Genomic DNA, 18540 nt, shown 5'->3' with positions numbered 1-18540 from the left:
GCTATTTAGTATAGCCTAGGCTGGGACAATGATAACATTAATTCTAATTAATAAAGATATATAACGTGAAAACTTATTCTGCAAAACCATCACAAATTCAGAAGAAGTGGTGGGTCATAGATGCTAAAGACCTTGTATTAGGTAGACTTGCTAGTGAAGTAGCTAAAATCTTACGCGGCAAACATAAGCCTTCCTTCACTCCTCATTTAGATTGTGGAGATTATGTAATAATAATTAATGCCAAGCATATTTGCTTGACAGGTAAAAAATCAGACCTTAAAGATGGTAAGTTTTATTATCGCCATACTGGTTTCCCAGGTGGAATAAAGGATACAACAGCTGGAAAAATTCTGTCTGGTAAGTATCCTGAACGTGTCGTTAAGCTTGCTGTAAAAAGAATGATTACGCGAAATGTTTTGGGATCAAAGCAGATGGGTAATCTATATGTCTATGCAGAGAATGAACACCCACATAAAGCTCAGCAACCTGAGTCTTATGATTTTGCAAGCAAAAATACAAAGAATAAAAAATAGTGAATTATGACAACATTAAAGGTTCAAAGCGAAAAAACCAAAAGCGATACAGTTCAGAGTAAGTTAGTTAAGCCTAAAACGCCTGTAGGAAGCAGTGATAATAAAGTCTATGGTACAGGTAGAAGAAAAAGTGCAATAGCTAGAGTTTGGTTAAAAAGCGGTAGTGGCAAGGTAATTGTCAACAAAAAAAATATGGAGCAATATTTCACTCGTGAAGCTCATACCAAATCTCTCTTGCGACCATTTGTTGTAACCAATACTGCTGGACAATATGATATAATATGTACTGTCAGAGGTGGTGGAATATCAGGACAACTGGGTGCTGTACTACACGGTGTTTCTAGAGCTCTTGACAAAATTGCACCAGAATTTCATAGTATTTTACGCAAATCTGGTTTCTTAACAAGAGACTCAAGGGTTGTAGAACGGAAGAAATATGGTAAGCATAAAGCTAGAAAAAGTACTCAATTCTCTAAACGTTAGAATTTTACAGAGTCTGTTTGGAGTTGTCTAGCATGTGATTTTTCTGAAGCTCTTTCCATCATGGCGGGGTAGCTCAGTTGGTTAGAGCAGCGGAATCATAATCCGCGTGTCGGGGGTTCAAATCCCTCCCTCGCTACCAAAATGCTAATTCATGTGGTGGTTTGTTATCTAGAATTTGTATAATGGGGGTTTTCGCAATAAGAATCAACAACCAATTCTTTAAAGCATTAAGTATACTGCGATTTTTTTTATATTTTATATATAAAAGTCATTAGTGCTACTTGATATATATGCTATTATGCGGTGAATGTACTCGAAATTCTTCAAGTTCTTGCAAACATTATTATGAAAAGGATTACATTCGGTTTAATAGCTGAGTATGTGGCTATTGTTATTTATAAAATTAAATTTTATCAAATTCTTCACCATCGTAAAAGATATTATGTTGGTGAGATTGATATTATCGCCCTACGTGGAAAACAACTTGTTTTTATAGAGGTAAAAGCAAGGCGTTCTGACGTTGATGATCGGATATTATCAACTCATCAACAAGCAAGAATAAAAAGATCTGCTAGTGTATTTTTAAGCTCTAACCCAAAATACCAAAATTATCAAGTTAGATTTGACCTAATAATTATTAAACCTTACAGTATACCAATTATTATTGAAAACGCATGGTAATAGAGTTTTTTCTACTAGACGAAAAAGAATCTAATTATACACTATACACTCAAATGCTAACTGACTAAGTAATTATTTTAAAATTATTGCTTGACCAATAAAGCAATATATGTCAAGAAGATCATACTCATATAGTCTGAGACTTCTCTTAAAACTAGGCCGCTATAGCTCAGAGGTAGAGCACATCATTGGTAATGATGAGGTCGTAGGTTCAATTCCTACTAGCGGCACCACATTTACTACAATATTCTCCATGATTTAACCTCAAAAGCCTAGTATTTATAATGTTTTACCTGAATAGTCCAAATTAAAATTTAACTGTAGTTAATTTTATAATATCTGTCAATAATTTATCAATATAGTCAAATATTTGTCAATAAGCGTTGAAAAATGACCCACATAAGTCTAGAACTAGGGAATGTTCGTCTAACTGTGTCAAATAGAAAAAGATAATCTTTTAAATATATAAAATAAAGATTATTGATGTTGTAAATAGCGAAGAATGTGGATAAGTTACTATCAACTTATCCACATGTTCTTCGCGTAAAATAATAGGAAATTTGACATGAGTAAACCAATGAAACCAATTCAACTAGATAAAGTATCACAAATACTTAATCAAGATAAATGTATGGAGATCATACAAGGACTATACCAAGGCAAGCCATTACTTGGTCCAAGTGGACTGCTAACGTCTTTAGTGAAAGATTTTACGGAGCTTGCCCTAGAAGGTGAAATGGATTATCACTTACTAGAAAATAGTTTGGAACAAGGTAGTAACCGTAGAAACGGCATTAATACTAAGACTATGAAGACGGCTACAGGTTCCTTCGAACTTGAAACACCAAGAGACCGTAATGGTAGTTTTGAACCACAATTGATTAAAAAAAGACAAACTATTTTAAATGAGGAGCTGGATAATAAAATATTAGCTCTTTATGATCTTGGGACATCTTACGAAGGGATTGCTGGACACCTACAAGAGATATATGGTGTAGAGGTATCAGCTGCTACAATTTCATCTGTTACCGACAAGCTGATGCCGCAATTAAATGAATGGCGAAGTAGACCACTTGAAGCGATGTATGCGATAGTTTTTCTTGATGCTATGTTTTTTAAGGTTAGACAAGATAACAAAGTAACAACTAAAGTTGTTTATAATATTATGGGGATTGACCAAAATGGTCATAAGGATATTCTAGGATTTTATGCTTGTGAATCAGAAGGATCACATTTTTGGTTAGGTGTTCTTAACGATTTAAAAACACGTGGTATGAGAGATATATTAATAACCTGTATTGACGGGCTGAAAGGTTTTCCGGAAGCCATTAATACAGTATTTCCAAAAACTGAAATACAGCTTTGTATAGTACATCAAATTCGTAATTCTTTAAAGCATGTAGCTAGCAAAGATCAGAAATCATTTATGGTAGATTTAAAGATGATTTACCAAGCGGAAAGTAGAGATGTGGCAGAATATAACCTGCTACGACTTGAGGAAAAATGGGGTAAAAAATATCCGATGGTTATTAAATCTTGGCAACAAAATTGGGATAATCTAGCAACGTATTTTAAGTATTCAGGCGAGGTTAGAAAGCTGATTTATACCACCAATCCGATTGAGGGTTTTCACCGTCAAGTCAGAAAATATACTAAAACAAAAGGAGCTTTTACTAGTGAAAATGCTTTGTTTAAACTGGTATTTTGTGCTATAAAACAGATTACAGCTAAATGGAATATGCCAATACCAAATTGGGCAGTGACCGTTTCGCAGCTAGATATTTTCTTCCCTGATAGGTTGAATTTTAAAGTATGATATTCTATACTGACACAGTTCAGCGAATGTTCTCTAGAACTATTGTTTTTTTTTCATACGATAACTTTCATTTCCCGTTTCAATGATATCACAATTATGACAAACTCTATCAAGTAGCGCTGAAGTCATTTTATTACAACCAAATATTTGTGACCATTCTGAGAATATAAGATTAGTAGTAATAATAATTGAAGTGTTGGAATGTATTTTAGATAATAGATGAAAGATAAGTTGACCGCCATTCTTAGAAAATGGTAGATAACCAAGCTCATCTAGGACTAGTACATCTATTTTTTGCAAGGAAGCTGCTAGTTTTCCTACCTGAGCAGAGTTCTTTTCATATTCTAATTGATTAGCAAGATCTACAAGATTAAAAAATCTTGATTTATAACCTTTTCGTACTGCTTTTGTACTTAATGCAATAGCTAGGTGAGTTTTACCGCTACCAGTACCACCAACTAGGATTATATTTCTAGATGTTTTAATAAACTCGCAACTATATAGATGCATAATTTGTTCTTGGTTTATTGGGGTATCGATAAATATGAAATTATCTATATCTTTTTTCTCAGGAAACTTTGCTGCGCTAATCCTACTTTGAATAGACCTAAGAGTTCGTGTTGTTAGTTCAGATTTTAATAAATTATGTAAAATATAATTCGAGGCTTCTTTACGCCTTATGGCATCAGATATAATTTCATCATAAGACTCAAGCATCCCTGTAAATTTTAGCTTTCTCATAACATTTATAATATCTTCTCTAGTAGATTCTTGATATACATTGTTCATTACTTACCTCCTAACTTGAGAAAATTATCGTATATCTCACAATTAGCTTTCGGGATATGTTTTAAAGTATGATATTCTTGGTAATTACTTGGCTCTGTTACTTTTAACTCATCTTTATTACGTAATATAATATTTAAAATTACCTCCTTACTAACAGTTCCTATTTTTAGTGCTTGGGTGCATGCTGATACTACTGCTTCTATGGATTCCATTGCTATATACGATAATATATGAGCAAAATCTCTTGTACCTGCTGGGCTGCTCTCAAGACGTCTTCTAACTTCTATGAGCTCTTCTGGTAAATTCATATTAAGGAATGGTTCACCATTTCTTAATGCTCCGGGTTTATACCTTAATATTGGCAGATAATGATTGACGTCATAACAAGTTTCTCCCTTAGTAAATTTCCGTTTATGACGACCTACCTCTTGACCATTATAAATAAATACTAGATGTTCAGCATATATCTTACATTGTACTATTTTCCCAGCACAACTACAGTGAACGCTATAATTATTGCTTTCATATCTAGCCAAACAAGTAATAGAAACCTTGATATCTATTTCTTTGCAACCGTTAAATAATACAGGCACGGATACTAAAAAATTACGTTCTAGTTGATATGCTTCATCTATAGTCTTATCTTTATATTCGGGGTGTTTATGAGAGCTATTATAAGTAACTAATCTGCTGGTTAATATATCGTTTAATTCTTGCAAGGTTAAAGCTTTTGGCATAGGAGTAAAGAACTGTTCCCGGTCAATCTGTACTTGTCGCTCAACCCTACCTTTTTCATTACCTCGAGCTGGAGAACATGCTATCGGTTCAATGAGATAATGTGCGCAGAGCTTTTCAAACTTTGGATTCCATTCTCTATTATTAGAGCCTTTTAAAACCTTACTGACAGCAGTCTTCATATTATCATAAATCCCTTTAGTTGGACTACCACCAAAAAAAGTAAAGGCTCTAACATGTGCATCAAATACCATCTCTTGAGCTTCAGTAGGATAAATATAGATAAATTTTTTACGGCTATAACACAAAACAAAGTGAGCTACTTTAACATTTATTATTTCTCCAGCTAATATTACTTGCTCACTACTCCAGTCAAATTGGTAAGCTTCCCCAGGAGCAAAGGATAAAGGTACGCAAGCTTTTATATTAATCTCAAAATTTCTATCATTCCAAGTGTTAATATAACGACTAACAGCAGAGTAACTGCCTTGATACCCATAAATCTTTAACTCCTCAAATAAAGCTTTCCCTGTTTTTTTAGGCTTTGAATTCTTATTATCCCGCAACATCCTCTCAAGACTCTCAATATATTTCCCGAGTTTAGGTATAGGTTGAATTATTCGTATATAATCAGATTTAATCTCTCCTTGCGTACGAATGATACTTCTAACTGTATTACGTGATATATTTAATTCTCTACTTATTGAACGTATACCTTCTCCACGACGATAACGTCCTAATATCTTTCTCTTACTTTCCATTATTAACATCTCTGATTTTATACTCCTATTATTTATTCTGAAAATAATAGAAGTATAGGTTGATAATAATGGATTAATAACGTGCTACTTTTCCCACTTCTTAGGTGGGTCATTTTTCAACGCACATTAACCCATTTAGTGGGTCATTATTGCACGCTTTTTAACAGCCTAAGTCAGGATGAAAATTTTAAGGCTGCAGCTTTAGAGAAAATTGGTAATATTATGGTTAATGCTGCTACTCAGGGGCAAGATTTTATCGCCAGAGCACAAGAACATAATTTTTATAATTATGACCTAGTAGATGCAGCATTTACCAGCAAATTACTTGGCGACTCAGGTTCAGAATGTGATTTGTAATGCTAAAAGATTGCAAAGCAGTTTGTTCGAGTCATAAAAACCTTAACCTACAAAGCTTGCATCGTAGTAAAGCATAATAAAATTGATAATTTTATTCAAAATATTATATTGTCGCTCCGTCAAAAGTCTAGAATATAACATCATTTAAATGCAAAATGTGTCATGCGTAGGCAGGAATCTATAATACCTTAGGGATTTTCAAGCGTTGTTTTAGATCGCTGCTTTCGCAGGCGGTAATATTCCTATTACTAAACTAACAATGAATTTGCAAACTCATTAAAATGTCAAAAACTATTTTAAGACATTTTTAGGGCGTTTTAATGATTTCATGTATAAAAAGCATAAAAAGGGAAAGTTGCACTATAAACTCCCTTAAAACGGCTAATCTAGATTTATTTTTTATAACCATATTAGTAATCATAAAAATTTTGCTCAGCTTATCTCAAAATATTACTAAAAATAAATTATTTTTTCTGAGCAAGAGAGTGAATAAAAGATTTGTCAAGACCAGTTACAGCAGAAATAAAGGCAAAATCAGAGCCTTGAACTAACATTTTTTTTGCTATTTCAACTCTCTCTTCAGCTTTACCTTCAGCTTTTTTAGCTTCACCGATCTGGATACCTTTAGCTTCACCGATTTGGATACCTTTTTCTATACCCTCATCAATATATTTCTCAGCAATAGTTCTCATAATATTCACCTCTTCTGTTGCAGTTAAATGACTAGCTATTAGCCTTTCTAGCTCTTGTTGTTTACCTTCTTCTATCTTAGCGTCACTATACCATAAAAACGATTTTATGTAAATATATCCTGTTGCCTTATCTATACTAATATATGGTTTAAAATTTGTTAGCAGTTCATCCCACAACTTCAATATATCTCGCTTCTGTATATTTTTCATCATAAATTCTAACATACCGAAATGTTGCTTCTGCTTTATCTCATCATCAGACATTGCTTGTAAATCTATTAGCTTATAATCCTCACACATTAGTTGTTTTGCAAGTTTGGGATCGCTAAATAACTCAAACAAGTTCTTTGGCACATTAAACCTTCTAGTACCATGATAAAACACCATTGGTACTATCAACGATAATTTATTTCTACCTTTTTTATGTCTTTCAGCTAATAGCAACATATATTTCCATAATTTGAGTGCCATCCAATATTTTGGTCTTATCTCCGCCTCAATCAACACATATATAAAGGCTTGTTCGTTATCTTTAGTTTTAACAGAATAGACTAAATCACTAAGAGCTCTTTTTAGGTCATCCTCAACAAACGACTCTGGCTCTATTGTTATTTTGGTTAAATCAACTATTTCCTTAACCTCTTTTGGTAAATAATGTTCCAAAAATTTTTGGGCTGCTATTTGATTGACCATTATCTTTTTAAACAATGCATCATGTTTTAGTTGATTTGACATATTTTTTTGTTCTTATTTAATAACTCTTATTCCACGATTTTGCTTTATTTCTGATGCTTGCTTTAGCTCATACTTATTTCCTTACCTATTACTGATTGTGGATTAATATATTGCATCACTTGTTTATCTTTGCCTATGGCAGCTAAGTAATCTTCTGGTACTGGATAGCTTTTACCTTTAAAATCATCTATTACTATATCACAAAATTTAACAACACTAAGATTATAATTAGGATCAAACTTATTTTTCATTATTTGTAAATCTTTTATTATTTTCTGCTCAATAGCTTTAGAACAAATATTTTTGCTATAGAGAATAAAAGACTCTATGCCTTTTTCTTTATATATTTGTAAGGCTGTACTTATATTATCTTGGGTAGTAAATCTTTCCAATGATTTTACTGCTGTTGAAACTCCTGTAACACATTATTATTTGTTGATTTTCCAAGTTCTAGTTCTATAGATTTGATTTGTAATTGATTATTGTCAACATTGTAAAGCTCACTGTTATTAATTGATTTTAGAGAATAGACACTGAGGTTAGAGCCGAAATTTGAAGTTTGTGTTCTAACTTCAGTGCTTGACACCACACCATGTGGCATCTATTCCCAATTCTGTATAATCACAAAGGTGTAGTTGTTTTTCCCCTAATATTAAGCCACAGACAGAGTATCTCTCACTTTTTTGTCGTGGATATCTAGAGCCTTAATTAACAACTCTACTATTTCATTACTAATCGTTTCCTCTTCAAAATACATTGTTATTTCGCTGACGACTTTATTAGACTCTAGAATTTTTATTAGTTCCATTGCCCTATCATTACTCATATCCACGTAACCAAAATCTATCTCTTTGATGGTTCTGTTAATTTCTAGAGCTTTAACAAGCTGCACAATCCCAAAATCACTGATATCATTGCCCTCAAGTTCTATGTACTTTATAGTGCTATTATTTGCTAAAAACCACGCTAATGCAACTGCCCCATGACAACCAATATTGTTATATTTAAGTTTTATATAATCCAATGTGCTATTAGTCTCTAGCCCCTTGATAAGCAGACTTATTCCCTCACAACCAATATTATTGCCGTTAAGGTTTATTTCACTTAGAACTTTATTATGTCGCAAAGCTTGGCTAAGCAGTTCCATTCCTTCTGCTCCAATTCCAGCATCTGTAATATCTAGGGAGATTAGAGCTTCGTTACGCTCAAGAGCATTGCTTAACAACCTAGCTCCTTCTACACCATACATGTTACACGAAATATCCAGTATCTCCATAGACTTATTATGCTTTAGAGCCTTGGCAAGCTCTCCTACTCCTTTTACTCCTATATTATTGTCACTAAGACATAGCCAATATATACTATTATTATTCTCTAGAAACATAGCTAAGCCTTCTGCTCCACCATCTTTAATATTATTTTCATCAAGATTTAGTATAGTTATATTATGGTTTTTTAAAGCTTCTGCAAGTTGGCAAGCTCCCATATCACCAATATTGTTACCGTTAAGATATATTTCGGTTATAGTATTATTGTCTTTTATCGCTTCTGCAAGTTTACATATACCAATATTGCCAATATTATTATCGCTAATATCTATTGTGGTGACAGTGTTATTATTCTGCAAAAACTCTGCAATTAGCTCTGTTCCAGCATCACCAATCGCGTTGCCACAAAGATATATTTCCTTCACTGTGTTATTGCTTTTCAAAGCTTGGCTAAGTAGCTTGACCCCAATACTACCAATATTATAGTGTTCAAGATTTATATCAGGCACATTTTCACCAGCTTGTAGTTTTTCAAGAAGTTCATAAAATTTATTAAGTTCAACAAGTTTAGTCATAATATTTGTACCTCCAAATTTATTAGATATTTTTAACGACATTCCGGGATTTGCTGCTAATTAATTAGCTAACAATTTCACCGGTACTTGACAGGTAATAGTTGTACTCTTAGCCTCTTTGCTGGTTATTGTAATCTCACCATCCATTTCATTAATAATTTGTTTGACAAACGTTAGTCCTAAGCCTAATCCCTTATTATATTTAGCAATTGTATTTGCATCATCTAATTCTTTCCTCATATCTCGCTGTTTTCCCTCAACAATACCAACCCCTGTATCATGCACAATAATTTGTAACATCTTATCTCGTGCATTATTTGTGCCATTTAAAGGTGGGAATAAACCAACTGTCACAATAACATGACCTTCTTTAGTAAATTTAATAGCATTACCCACTAATTGATCCAATACTGCCTGCAATCTAGAATGATCGCCAATGATATAATCTGCCATATCATATTGAAAATTACAGGAAAGATTTAAGCCTTTACTTATCTCAGCTGGCTTAGCTTTAGTGATCGTTTTATTGACTAATTCTTTTATGTTAAATTTTTCTAGAGTTATCGTTGGTACTGCAGCATTCTGCCTTAAAAAGGCTAGAACATGATGCGAATAATCAAGTAATATTTCAGCACAATCTACTATAGTTTTGAGATAATGCTTTCTCTCTGTGTCTTGCTCTACTTCATAAAGAACGGTTATTAGGGCAAACATCCCACTGCAAGGCACTTCTATGCTATAACCAATATTGCGAATTAAATCTATTCTCATTAATTCATCTATTTTTAGTTTATTTTGAGCTTCTTGCAATTCTAGTTGTATTTCTTTATATCTAATAATGTCCGCATAATTTCCTTGTGGAGCTATCATTTGGCAAGCTTGATCGGATGGTATTAATGTGACAGTTGTTGGAGCTAGATGTAAAATCCAGTTTTTTTCTGTAGAATTTTCTATTTTATTGTTATCTTGTTGTTGATTTTCATTGTTAATTGTCATAGCATACCTCTACTGTTTTCAGTGATGGGAATAGAAAGCTAGAGGTTAAAGTGTTAAAATTTTGTCGTTTTAATTTAACCTCTGAGCTTGATACGTGCCTTAATTAGCAGCATCATTCACACAGATATCACCATAATTCTTGACAGTACAGAGGATTTGCCAAGTCTTTAACAGATTTTTGTCCAATCTGATACAGAGCTGCACAAATGAGACACTTAGATTGTGCTAATTAATAAAAGCAATTCTTAATTATAAAAATAAACAGAATAATAGTGTTTATTATACTAATAATAATACTAAAAAAGACCTGAAACTACAGTATTATCTGGCATTTAAGCCTATTTTAGATATAATCTAATAATAGAATATTTAATAAATAACTTTATGTCAGTAACTATAGAAAAAACCCAACCATTCATCCAATGGGTTGGTGGTAAAAGAAAAATTGTTGATCAATTAATTAAACATATTCCTTCAGGAGTAAGTAATTATTATGAACCATTTCTTGGCGGTGGTGCATTATTTTTCCAAGTACGACACATGTTTAATAAATGCTATCTATCTGATATTAATCTTGACTTAGTGACGTCTTATAATGCGGTTAAAAAGAATCCACAAGCAATAAGTAAGTTACTTGATTCACATCAAGCAAATCATTGCAAAGACTATTATTATCAAGTTAGAAGTGATAATAATAGTAATAATCCTAATAAAATTACTGCAAGATTTATCTATCTTAATAGATATTCCTTTAAAGGAATATATCGTGTCAATATCAATGGTGAGCCAGCTCAAAGCTTTTCTAGTAGAAACTATCATAAATCTGACATTACTACTAAATTACAACAATGTAGCAGGCTGTTATCTAATACATCTATTTGTGCTATAGATTTTTCTTTTATTGAACCGCAGAAAAATGACTTTGTCTATTTCGATCCACCTTATCACCAATCTGGTGAGAAATTTTATACTAGATTGCCATTTGATGAACAAGACCAAATGAGACTAAGAGATTTTGCTAAGGAGCTAGATAATCAAGGTGTTAAATTTATTATCTCTAATAGTGATACAGCTTTTATTAGAAACTTGTACCAAGATTTTAACATTAATACTATCCAGGTCACCTATTCCATGCCACAGCAAAGAAAAACCTCTTATGAGGTAATAATTACAAATTATTAGTTTTAATTAATAATATTGTAATTATCATTCCAGCTAATTAATTCTAAGCTACAATTTTGAGCTTGCAAGGCGGCTTTTAAATCTTGCATATGACGATCTCTAATGTAATAATCATAAAAAGCTGAAGTGGGTTTAAGAGTTACTTTTTTATTGATGTTATCTTCTTTTACCACTATTAATTTACTAAAGGTAGCGATATCAACATATTTATTGTATCGTTCAATTAAAAATTTTCTAGCTTTATACCATAATGAATCAGGATTTAATTGTTTACTTAGCTCAAGCAAATAGGCATAATTTTCATCTTTAGTATTATTTCCTTGTGTTGTTGATATAGATCGCTTACATGGCATAATTTGTAACTTTGTTATTTTATTACCATATACCATTTGTACTTGCTGTAATATTTTAGTTTTAACATGTTCTGATAAGGAAATATCTTTTAATAACTTAACCTGAAATTGCTCTTCTAGAACTTTACCAAATGTACAAGAAGTTAACAACTGATAAGCTGTATCAGTATCAAAAACACTAGAAATTTTACGTTTTAATTGAGCTTGTCGGCTAGTATCAGTACTATATTCTATTTTCTGTAGATACTGCTCTTTAGTTTTATTGTCATCACTAGATTTAAACTGGAAATTACTAGAATTAGCTTTAGTAGTTTCTCGTAGTTCATTGCTTAAAGCTTTAACCATATAGCTCAACAACACTTTCTTATGACCAAAATGATGATTTGAATATTCCCCAGCTAGCTTTAATAGCAACTTATTGATAAAGTCTAAGTTAAATTCTCGATTTGATTTAATCTGCAATAAATCGGCATCTTCTTGAGTTAAAGGATAAAAATCAGCTAATCTTTTTCTTCTGAACCAGCTATTTTTATGGTTTACAACTGGAATGCATGAACTATTGGAACAATTTGACTCTATTACTGACTGACGTTTCTGTGAGACTTGCTGAACAACTTTTTGTAATGTTCTACTGAGTGGCAAGGCATCTCTCATAGGATTTTCAGCAGATGTATTAGTATTATCAACTTGTGCTTCATCTGATAATTCTTGTGCAAATTGTAAAATTGGCTCAATCTTTTGTTGTGGTAATTGCTGGTTTTTATCAATTTCATTAGCATCAACTTGATTTTTTTCATTTTGAAAAATTTCAGATTTGCCATATCTAGATTTATTAGATATATTTTTATTATTATCTATATATATAGAGTGATCCAAACTTTTTTGGGGTTGAGGCAAAAATTCTTTGGGGTTAGCCCCAAAGTTTTTTTGAGTTGAGTCTAAAATTTTTTCATTTTCACTAGAAATTTTTCGAGAATGAGGTTGGAAAATTCTTGCCAGTTTAATACAAGGGACATTACGACACTTAATGCCATATTTGACTATGGTTGCTTTACGAAGATCAATAAAGCCAGCTTTCTGCAACTCCATCAAACATTGTCTAACCCGTTCTTGGCAAACTCCTAAAGACTGTTCAAAAAAGTTATAAGTTTCCTGGAGTTCATCTATGCTATTATTATGATAGATTTGCAAGCGAAATACGATTAATGATAGGAGTTGCTTAGCAGTTTTACTTAAAACTTTACCATTACTGGAAGAAAGACCCCGCCATTCAGGTGGCACAAAATTACCAACAAAATGGTAAAAGATAGTAGAATTATTACCAACATCACTACCAGTAGTAGAACAGGCAGGAAAAAAAGAGCAGCATATAGTGTGCATAATACCTCAACTTAAACATCAGGTTTAAACGAGGTAATAGAGCAATTAAGATACCATTTTTGAAATTATTAGCAGCATATAAGCAGCATAAGGATATTTACGAGGAAAGTAGAAAATTATGAGAAGGTTGGAGGTATCTGGTGGAGACAGGGGGAATCGAACCCCCGACCTTTTGAATGCCATTCAAACGCTCTACCAACTGAGCTATGACCCCTAAAAATACTTTATATCATTAGTCCAGCTTTATACTATAGTTACAGAGCTGAATCCATAAATTTTTTGAATATTTCATTATTTTCTAATATCTCGAACTCTTCGATGCACCAAGGGGAAAATTTTGTTTGGTGTTTTTCCATATATAACTTAAAGTCTACCCATTTAAGTAACTTTACTTCTGCTATTTCTTGTTCATTTATTTTTATGATATCATCTGATAAAGCCAAATATATTGGGCATATTTCATTTTCTACAATATTATTTATAGCAAATTTATAGCGATAATTAGCAATAAGATCTACTCTCTGTAGGCTTACTAAACCTAATTCAAATTTTGCATGTCTATAAATTGCTTGTTCATAAGTTTCGTTAATTTGTGGATGTCCGCAGAAACTATTTGACCAAAATCCACCCCAAGTTTTTTTAAGTAAACTTCTTTTTTGTATCAAAAATTCTTTTTTGCTATTGAAAAGAAATACAGAAAATCCCCTGTGCAATGGAGTATTAGAATTATGAGCGTTTAACTTATCCTCTATTCCAAGGATATTATCTTGTTCATCAACTAATACAACATGTTTCGAATATAACATAACATTAATTCTCCACTAAGTGTTTTTCTATAATATTTAAATAATTACCTAAAATTTGTTGGTTTTTATTGACAAATTCCAAAGCATTAGCCTGATAAATTTCAGCTTCCTGAGTACCAGTTTTAGACAGAAGATACTCAATCTTATTCAGCAAATCGCTTTCATCTCGAATTTGAGTAGCAGCTTTATTAGTAAGCATTTCATTAGCAATATTAGCAATATTACTCATATCTGGCCCAAATATAATATAATTAGCAAAATATGCTGGTTCAAGTACGTTATGTCCTCCTTGTTTAAATGAACCGCCAATGAATGAGATATAGGCTATGCTAAAAAACAATCCAAGTTCGCCAAATTTATCAACAATGTAAAGATCGTCAGTTAGAATAGGTATATTTTGTTCGGACCTGATACTATAAGTTAAATTTAATTGAGTACACGCTTTTCCTATATCATTCTTACGCTCAGGATGGCGTGGAATTAGAATAAAATAGCAATCTGGGTGTCGCTGTTTTATTGGTTTTATAATATTAAGTACTACTACCTCATCGTCTAGGTGGGTGCTAGCAAATACAACAACTCTTTTACCACTCATATGTTGTGTAAAAATTGTTAACTCTTGTTCATTTACAGGTAATTTCTTGTTGGCAAATTTAATGTTACCTAAATTAACTATATTTGTCACACCAAGTTGCGTAAATTTTTGGAAATCACGGTTACTTTGCACAATAATTTCACTGAAGTTAGCGATAACTAACCTAAAAAATGAACTTATTTTTTTCCATGATTCAAATGATTTATCAGAAATACGTGCATTCAATAATAATAGTTTACAATGTTTTGCCCCTTCACTAATGAGACATGGCCATAACTCTGATTCAACAAAAATTCCTAGGTTTGGTTGCCAATTTCTAAAAAACTTTTTAACAAAAATAATATTGTCTATAGGAATGAATTGATGAATGGCATTTTTCGGTAGTTTTTGTTGTAATATTTTTCCAGAAGATCTAGTTCCCGAAGTAACCAAAAACTTTAAGGAGGTTTTTGGCATAGTTCTTTTTAACCAAAGATTATTGATATTTTCAACTAAGGTAAGAGCTATAAGAGATTCCCCTATACTGGCTGCATGTATCCAAACTAAAGTTTCATTTCGTTTAGTATGTGCATGGAAAATAGCAAAACGTTCCTTAATACGTTTTACATCTTCTTTGCCAATAATAACTCTTAATACTAATAAAAAAAAATACACTGGAAGAAGTAGAAAACTTAAGACATGGTATAAATAGATCATAGATAGATTTACTTCAACCCTGTTAATGCTTGTGCTAAATTAATATTGTCCTGGTTTTCATTTCCTACAAAAGCTAGTGGTAAGCCTATAAAAGCTGTTATTTTACCAAAAGGTAGAGGCATAATCAGTTTATCCCAACTTTTGAGTAAAAAATATCTAGAAGCACTACAAGAAACTGGTATCAATTTTATATTATATTTTTGAGCAACTTTGTTAATATTACTATTTATTTTATAAATAGGTCCACGTGGACCATCTGGTGTAATTACTATATTACTACCGTTATGTAACTTTTTGATAATTATTTTTAAAGCTGATACAGGATTCTTATTACTAGAACCATTTATTACCCCAAAGCCAAATTTACCTACTATATCACTAATTATTCTGCCATCTCGATGAGGGGAAATAAGAGCATAAATATCTTTATGACCAGCAAATATTCCTGGACCGAAAGCCAGCCTATTATGCCAAAAAGCAAAAATTACCCCTTTTTGTGCTAAAAATTCCTGTTTATTGTAATTATCTGAAAAGACAAATTGCCAACGACAGGTAAAATAAACCACTCTCAAATAAGTATACAGCATCTTAGTAACTACACTAAGTACAAAATTGTTTTTTTTAAGGATTTTTTTTATCACGTTAATTGATTACAAGCATTCTTTATACGCGAGCATGCTTGCTCCAAATTGTTTATCGAAGTTGCGTATGAAATTCTAAAATAACCTTCTAGACCAAATGCAATACCAGGAATAACCGCAACGTTACATTCTTCAAGCAGATATTCTCCAAAGTCGTTACTACCTGTGATAATTTTACTAGAAGGGGTTTTAAGACCAAATAATTCATTGCATTTAGGAAATAGATAAAATGCCCCTGCTGGTTTATCGCAACTAATACCCTTGGTATCACTTAGGATTGATAATGTTAAATCACGTTTTTCTTGAAAGTTTTTTGCATTAGGTCTAATAAAATCTTGAGTGCCAGTTAAAGCTTCAATAGCTGCCATTTGGCTTATAGAACAGGGGTTAGAAGTACTTTGTGACTGAATAATAGTCATTGCCTTAATTAATGATTTAGGTCCAGCCCCATATCCTATACGCCATCCTGTCATAGAATAAGCTTTTGATACACCATTAACAGTAAATATTCGATCTTTTAAATCCGCTGCTACTTGGGCAAAAGTATAAAATTTAAAATCATCAAAAATAATATGCTCGTAAATATCATCTGACATAATATTTACATTAGGATATTTGCGTAGTAATTCAGCAATATCTTCTAGCTCTTGGTAAGAGTATGCAGCCCCTGTTGGATTACTCGGTGAGTTAATAATTAACCATTTAGTTTTTTGGGTAATTACTTGCTCTAGAGCTTCAACAGTAAGCTTAAAATTGCTGTCAATGCCACAGTTAACAAATACCGGAATTCCCTTAGCTAACATTACCATGTCTGGGTATGAGACCCAGTAAGGACTGGGAATAATTACTTCGTCCCCTTGGTTAAGGGAAGCCATAAATAAATTATAGATTACTTGTTTACCACCGCTTGATACTATTATCTCATCTAGATCATAATCTAAATTATTTTCATACTTGAATTTAGTCTGTACTGCTTGTTTAATCTCCAAAGTACCATCAACATTTGTATATTTTGTGAAACCATCTCGCAGTGCTTTAATTGCAGCCTCTTTGATATTATTGGGTGTGTCAAAGTCAGGTTCACCAGCCCCAAGAGAGATGATATCTCTACCTAGCTTTTTTAGTTCAAATGTTTTTTTGACTAAAGCTAAAGTTGGCGATGGTTTTATTAGATCTAAGCGTTTAGCAATAAGTGACATGATTCTGTAGAACCTTATAATTATTTTCGTATTACGCAAATTCGGGATAAGAATTAACTAATTCTTATCCCGAATTGGGGTGTATTATACTATGTTGTTAAAAAAAAACAATTATTGAAAGCAAAATAGTACAATATGATTTATTTTATATAATTTATTACTATAAGTATTAGTGTCATTTGATATATATGTTATTATATGATGAATATATGTTTACAAAATCAAATTCATAGCAATTTATGTTCGGCAGCAAAATTATTCGTAACAGTTACGGCTCAATAAAAGACAAAATAAAATTATATTATCATTGTAGTAAAAATTTTCCATCTTGGTATAGGGAGAAAATCTTTACGTGTATCAATTATTTTGTCGATGTAAAATATAAGGTAACACACTTAAAAGAAACTAATTTTAATCTTGGTATAGAACATTTGTATAAAAATAACTTAAATGACGCTATACTAAGGCTCAAATTGGTTGATAAAATTTTTTCTCCTAACGACCATCAAGCTAATTATTGGCTTGGTTGGACATATTTCTTAAAAAATAATTATGAAAAAGCTTTGTATCATCTACAAAAAGCTTTTGAAGCTGATCAAGTAAGGTTAGAATCTTTTCTACAAAATTATAATAATTTGTCAGAGATTCCACCGCAAATTTGGCATCAATATAGAAATCTTACCGCTGAATATTATGGCAATAAATTTCGTAGTAATAATAAACTATACCTACCTTACAGTTTTGTAAGCACAACTATGAATAACATAACAGACTTACCTGATAATTACCATATTTTGGAGCTAGGTAGTAATATAGGTTTAGTGGGTTATGAAGTGAAAAAGCGTTTTCCTGATGGCTTTACTTTTACCGGTGTTGAAAATTCAGAAATTATGAATAAGCTTGTTACCGTATATGGCAATATTTATGATCAGTTATTAGAAATTTCAATATCGGATTTTATTAAACATGACTCTAATAAATATGATGTAGTACTAAGTTTTAACTCTCTTTCTTTTACTAAAAACCTATTAGATTACTTTAATTCTATTTATTCTATAGTCAATGCATTAGGGTATTTTGCATTTTGTTTACCAATAGATAACGTCACAAACCTTTCGTTAAAGAGAAAAGGATTTATTTTTACTATAGCAGATATTAAGAAAGCTTTAGGTCAAACTAAGTTTACCATATTAAATAGTGAAGAATTAGCTCTAGAAAAAAATGATAAATACTATATGGTGATTTGTAAGAAAAACCATTAATGACG

The 18540-nt window shown here is 31.9% G+C and carries 19 protein-coding genes and 3 tRNA genes; 9 read left to right on the top strand and 13 right to left on the bottom strand.

The genetic code is table 11. From position 1 onward, the window contains the following. The first annotated feature begins 65 nt into the window (after positions 1-65). The 6 genes from rplM (at position 66) to AB3211_RS02210 (ending at position 3513) form a co-directional block, all read left to right on the top strand. The gene (gene rplM, locus AB3211_RS02235) at positions 66-533 is read left to right on the top strand and encodes a 50S ribosomal protein L13 (protein ID WP_341753937.1); all 468 of its coding nucleotides are present in this window, start codon (positions 66-68) and stop codon (positions 531-533) included. A gap of 6 nt (positions 534-539) precedes the next feature. Next, the gene (rpsI, locus tag AB3211_RS02230) at positions 540-1016 is read left to right on the top strand and encodes a 30S ribosomal protein S9 (protein ID WP_341757523.1); all 477 of its coding nucleotides are present in this window, start codon (positions 540-542) and stop codon (positions 1014-1016) included. 62 nt (positions 1017-1078) lie between these two features. After that, positions 1079-1155, top strand: a tRNA-Met gene (locus AB3211_RS02225). A 206-nt stretch (positions 1156-1361) separates the two neighbouring features. Next, the gene (locus AB3211_RS02220) at positions 1362-1697 is read left to right on the top strand and encodes a YraN family protein (RefSeq protein ID WP_341757524.1); all 336 of its coding nucleotides are present in this window, start codon (positions 1362-1364) and stop codon (positions 1695-1697) included. Positions 1698-1855: 158 nt separating this feature from the next. Continuing rightward, a tRNA-Thr gene (locus AB3211_RS02215) sits at positions 1856-1930 on the top strand. Positions 1931-2328: 398 nt separating this feature from the next. After that, complete coding sequence (locus AB3211_RS02210; protein WP_367364791.1) at positions 2329-3513, top strand: IS256 family transposase; 1185 nt, start codon at positions 2329-2331, stop codon at positions 3511-3513. Positions 3514-3552: 39 nt separating this feature from the next. On the opposite strand, the gene istB is transcribed toward AB3211_RS02210, so the two are convergent. Together istB and istA are read right to left on the bottom strand one after the other, a co-directional pair. Further along, positions 3553-4302, bottom strand: coding sequence for an IS21-like element helper ATPase IstB (gene istB / locus AB3211_RS02205; RefSeq protein WP_367363705.1), 750 nt, complete (start codon positions 4300-4302; stop codon positions 3553-3555). After that, a complete protein-coding gene (gene istA, locus AB3211_RS02200) occupies positions 4302-5798 on the bottom strand; it encodes an IS21 family transposase (RefSeq protein WP_367363704.1) in 1497 nt (498 codons plus the stop codon). The genes istB and istA overlap by 1 nt, the downstream gene beginning before the upstream one ends. Before the next feature lie 81 nt (positions 5799-5879). Between istA and AB3211_RS02195 the strand changes: the two genes are divergently transcribed. Continuing rightward, a complete protein-coding gene (locus tag AB3211_RS02195) occupies positions 5880-6155 on the top strand; it encodes a hypothetical protein (RefSeq protein WP_367364536.1) in 276 nt (91 codons plus the stop codon). Between the two features lie 464 nt (positions 6156-6619). Here the strand turns inward: AB3211_RS02195 and AB3211_RS02190 are convergent, their stop codons facing one another. From AB3211_RS02190 to AB3211_RS02175, 5 genes are all read right to left on the bottom strand, one after another. After that, positions 6620-7582: an Rpn family recombination-promoting nuclease/putative transposase gene (locus tag AB3211_RS02190; protein ID WP_367364535.1), complete on the bottom strand. Its 963-nt coding sequence runs from the start codon at positions 7580-7582 to the stop codon at positions 6620-6622. Between the two features lie 62 nt (positions 7583-7644). Next, the gene (locus AB3211_RS02185) at positions 7645-7974 is read right to left on the bottom strand and encodes a hypothetical protein (protein WP_410521602.1); all 330 of its coding nucleotides are present in this window, start codon (positions 7972-7974) and stop codon (positions 7645-7647) included. A gap of 5 nt (positions 7975-7979) precedes the next feature. Beyond that, positions 7980-8183, bottom strand: coding sequence for a hypothetical protein (locus AB3211_RS07875; protein ID WP_410521601.1), 204 nt, complete (start codon positions 8181-8183; stop codon positions 7980-7982). A gap of 51 nt (positions 8184-8234) precedes the next feature. Next, on the bottom strand, positions 8235-9425 hold the full coding sequence (locus tag AB3211_RS02180) for a hypothetical protein (protein ID WP_367364534.1): 1191 nt from the start codon (positions 9423-9425) through the stop codon (positions 8235-8237). 60 nt (positions 9426-9485) lie between these two features. Beyond that, complete coding sequence (locus AB3211_RS02175; RefSeq protein WP_367364533.1) at positions 9486-10421, bottom strand: sensor histidine kinase; 936 nt, start codon at positions 10419-10421, stop codon at positions 9486-9488. Between the two features lie 384 nt (positions 10422-10805). Here AB3211_RS02175 and AB3211_RS02170 point away from each other — a divergent pair, with 384 nt between their 5' ends. Next, complete coding sequence (locus AB3211_RS02170; protein WP_367364532.1) at positions 10806-11603, top strand: DNA adenine methylase; 798 nt, start codon at positions 10806-10808, stop codon at positions 11601-11603. Positions 11604-11605: 2 nt separating this feature from the next. Here the strand turns inward: AB3211_RS02170 and AB3211_RS02165 are convergent, their stop codons facing one another. The 6 genes from AB3211_RS02165 to AB3211_RS02140 all read right to left on the bottom strand — a co-directional run bounded on the left by AB3211_RS02165 (position 11606) and on the right by AB3211_RS02140 (position 17273). Further along, positions 11606-13336, bottom strand: coding sequence for a hypothetical protein (locus AB3211_RS02165; protein WP_367364531.1), 1731 nt, complete (start codon positions 13334-13336; stop codon positions 11606-11608). A gap of 138 nt (positions 13337-13474) precedes the next feature. Continuing rightward, positions 13475-13550, bottom strand: a tRNA-Ala gene (locus tag AB3211_RS02160). Positions 13551-13590: 40 nt separating this feature from the next. Beyond that, positions 13591-14142, bottom strand: a complete 552-nt coding sequence (gene idi, locus AB3211_RS02155) for an isopentenyl-diphosphate Delta-isomerase (RefSeq protein WP_367364530.1) — start codon at positions 14140-14142, stop codon at positions 13591-13593. Positions 14143-14146: 4 nt separating this feature from the next. Further along, entirely contained in the window at positions 14147-15433 is a 1287-nt protein-coding gene (waaA, locus tag AB3211_RS02150) for a lipid IV(A) 3-deoxy-D-manno-octulosonic acid transferase (protein ID WP_367364529.1), read from the bottom strand. Positions 15434-15441: 8 nt separating this feature from the next. Beyond that, positions 15442-16020 carry a lysophospholipid acyltransferase family protein gene (locus tag AB3211_RS02145; protein ID WP_341758766.1) on the bottom strand — a complete coding sequence of 193 codons (579 nt, stop codon included), beginning with the start codon at positions 16018-16020 and terminating at the stop codon, positions 15442-15444. 50 nt (positions 16021-16070) lie between these two features. Further along, entirely contained in the window at positions 16071-17273 is a 1203-nt protein-coding gene (locus tag AB3211_RS02140; RefSeq protein WP_367364528.1) for a pyridoxal phosphate-dependent aminotransferase, read from the bottom strand. A gap of 239 nt (positions 17274-17512) precedes the next feature. On the opposite strand from AB3211_RS02140, the gene AB3211_RS02135 reads away from it, so the two are divergent. Next, a complete protein-coding gene (locus tag AB3211_RS02135) occupies positions 17513-18535 on the top strand; it encodes an SAM-dependent methyltransferase (protein ID WP_367364527.1) in 1023 nt (340 codons plus the stop codon). The last annotated feature ends 5 nt before the right edge of the window (positions 18536-18540 follow it).

The sequence above is a fragment of the Candidatus Tisiphia endosymbiont of Nedyus quadrimaculatus genome (genome assembly GCF_964059235.1).
Classification (GTDB): domain Bacteria; phylum Pseudomonadota; class Alphaproteobacteria; order Rickettsiales; family Rickettsiaceae; genus Tisiphia.
This window is presented reverse-complemented; position numbering and strand designations above follow the sequence as displayed.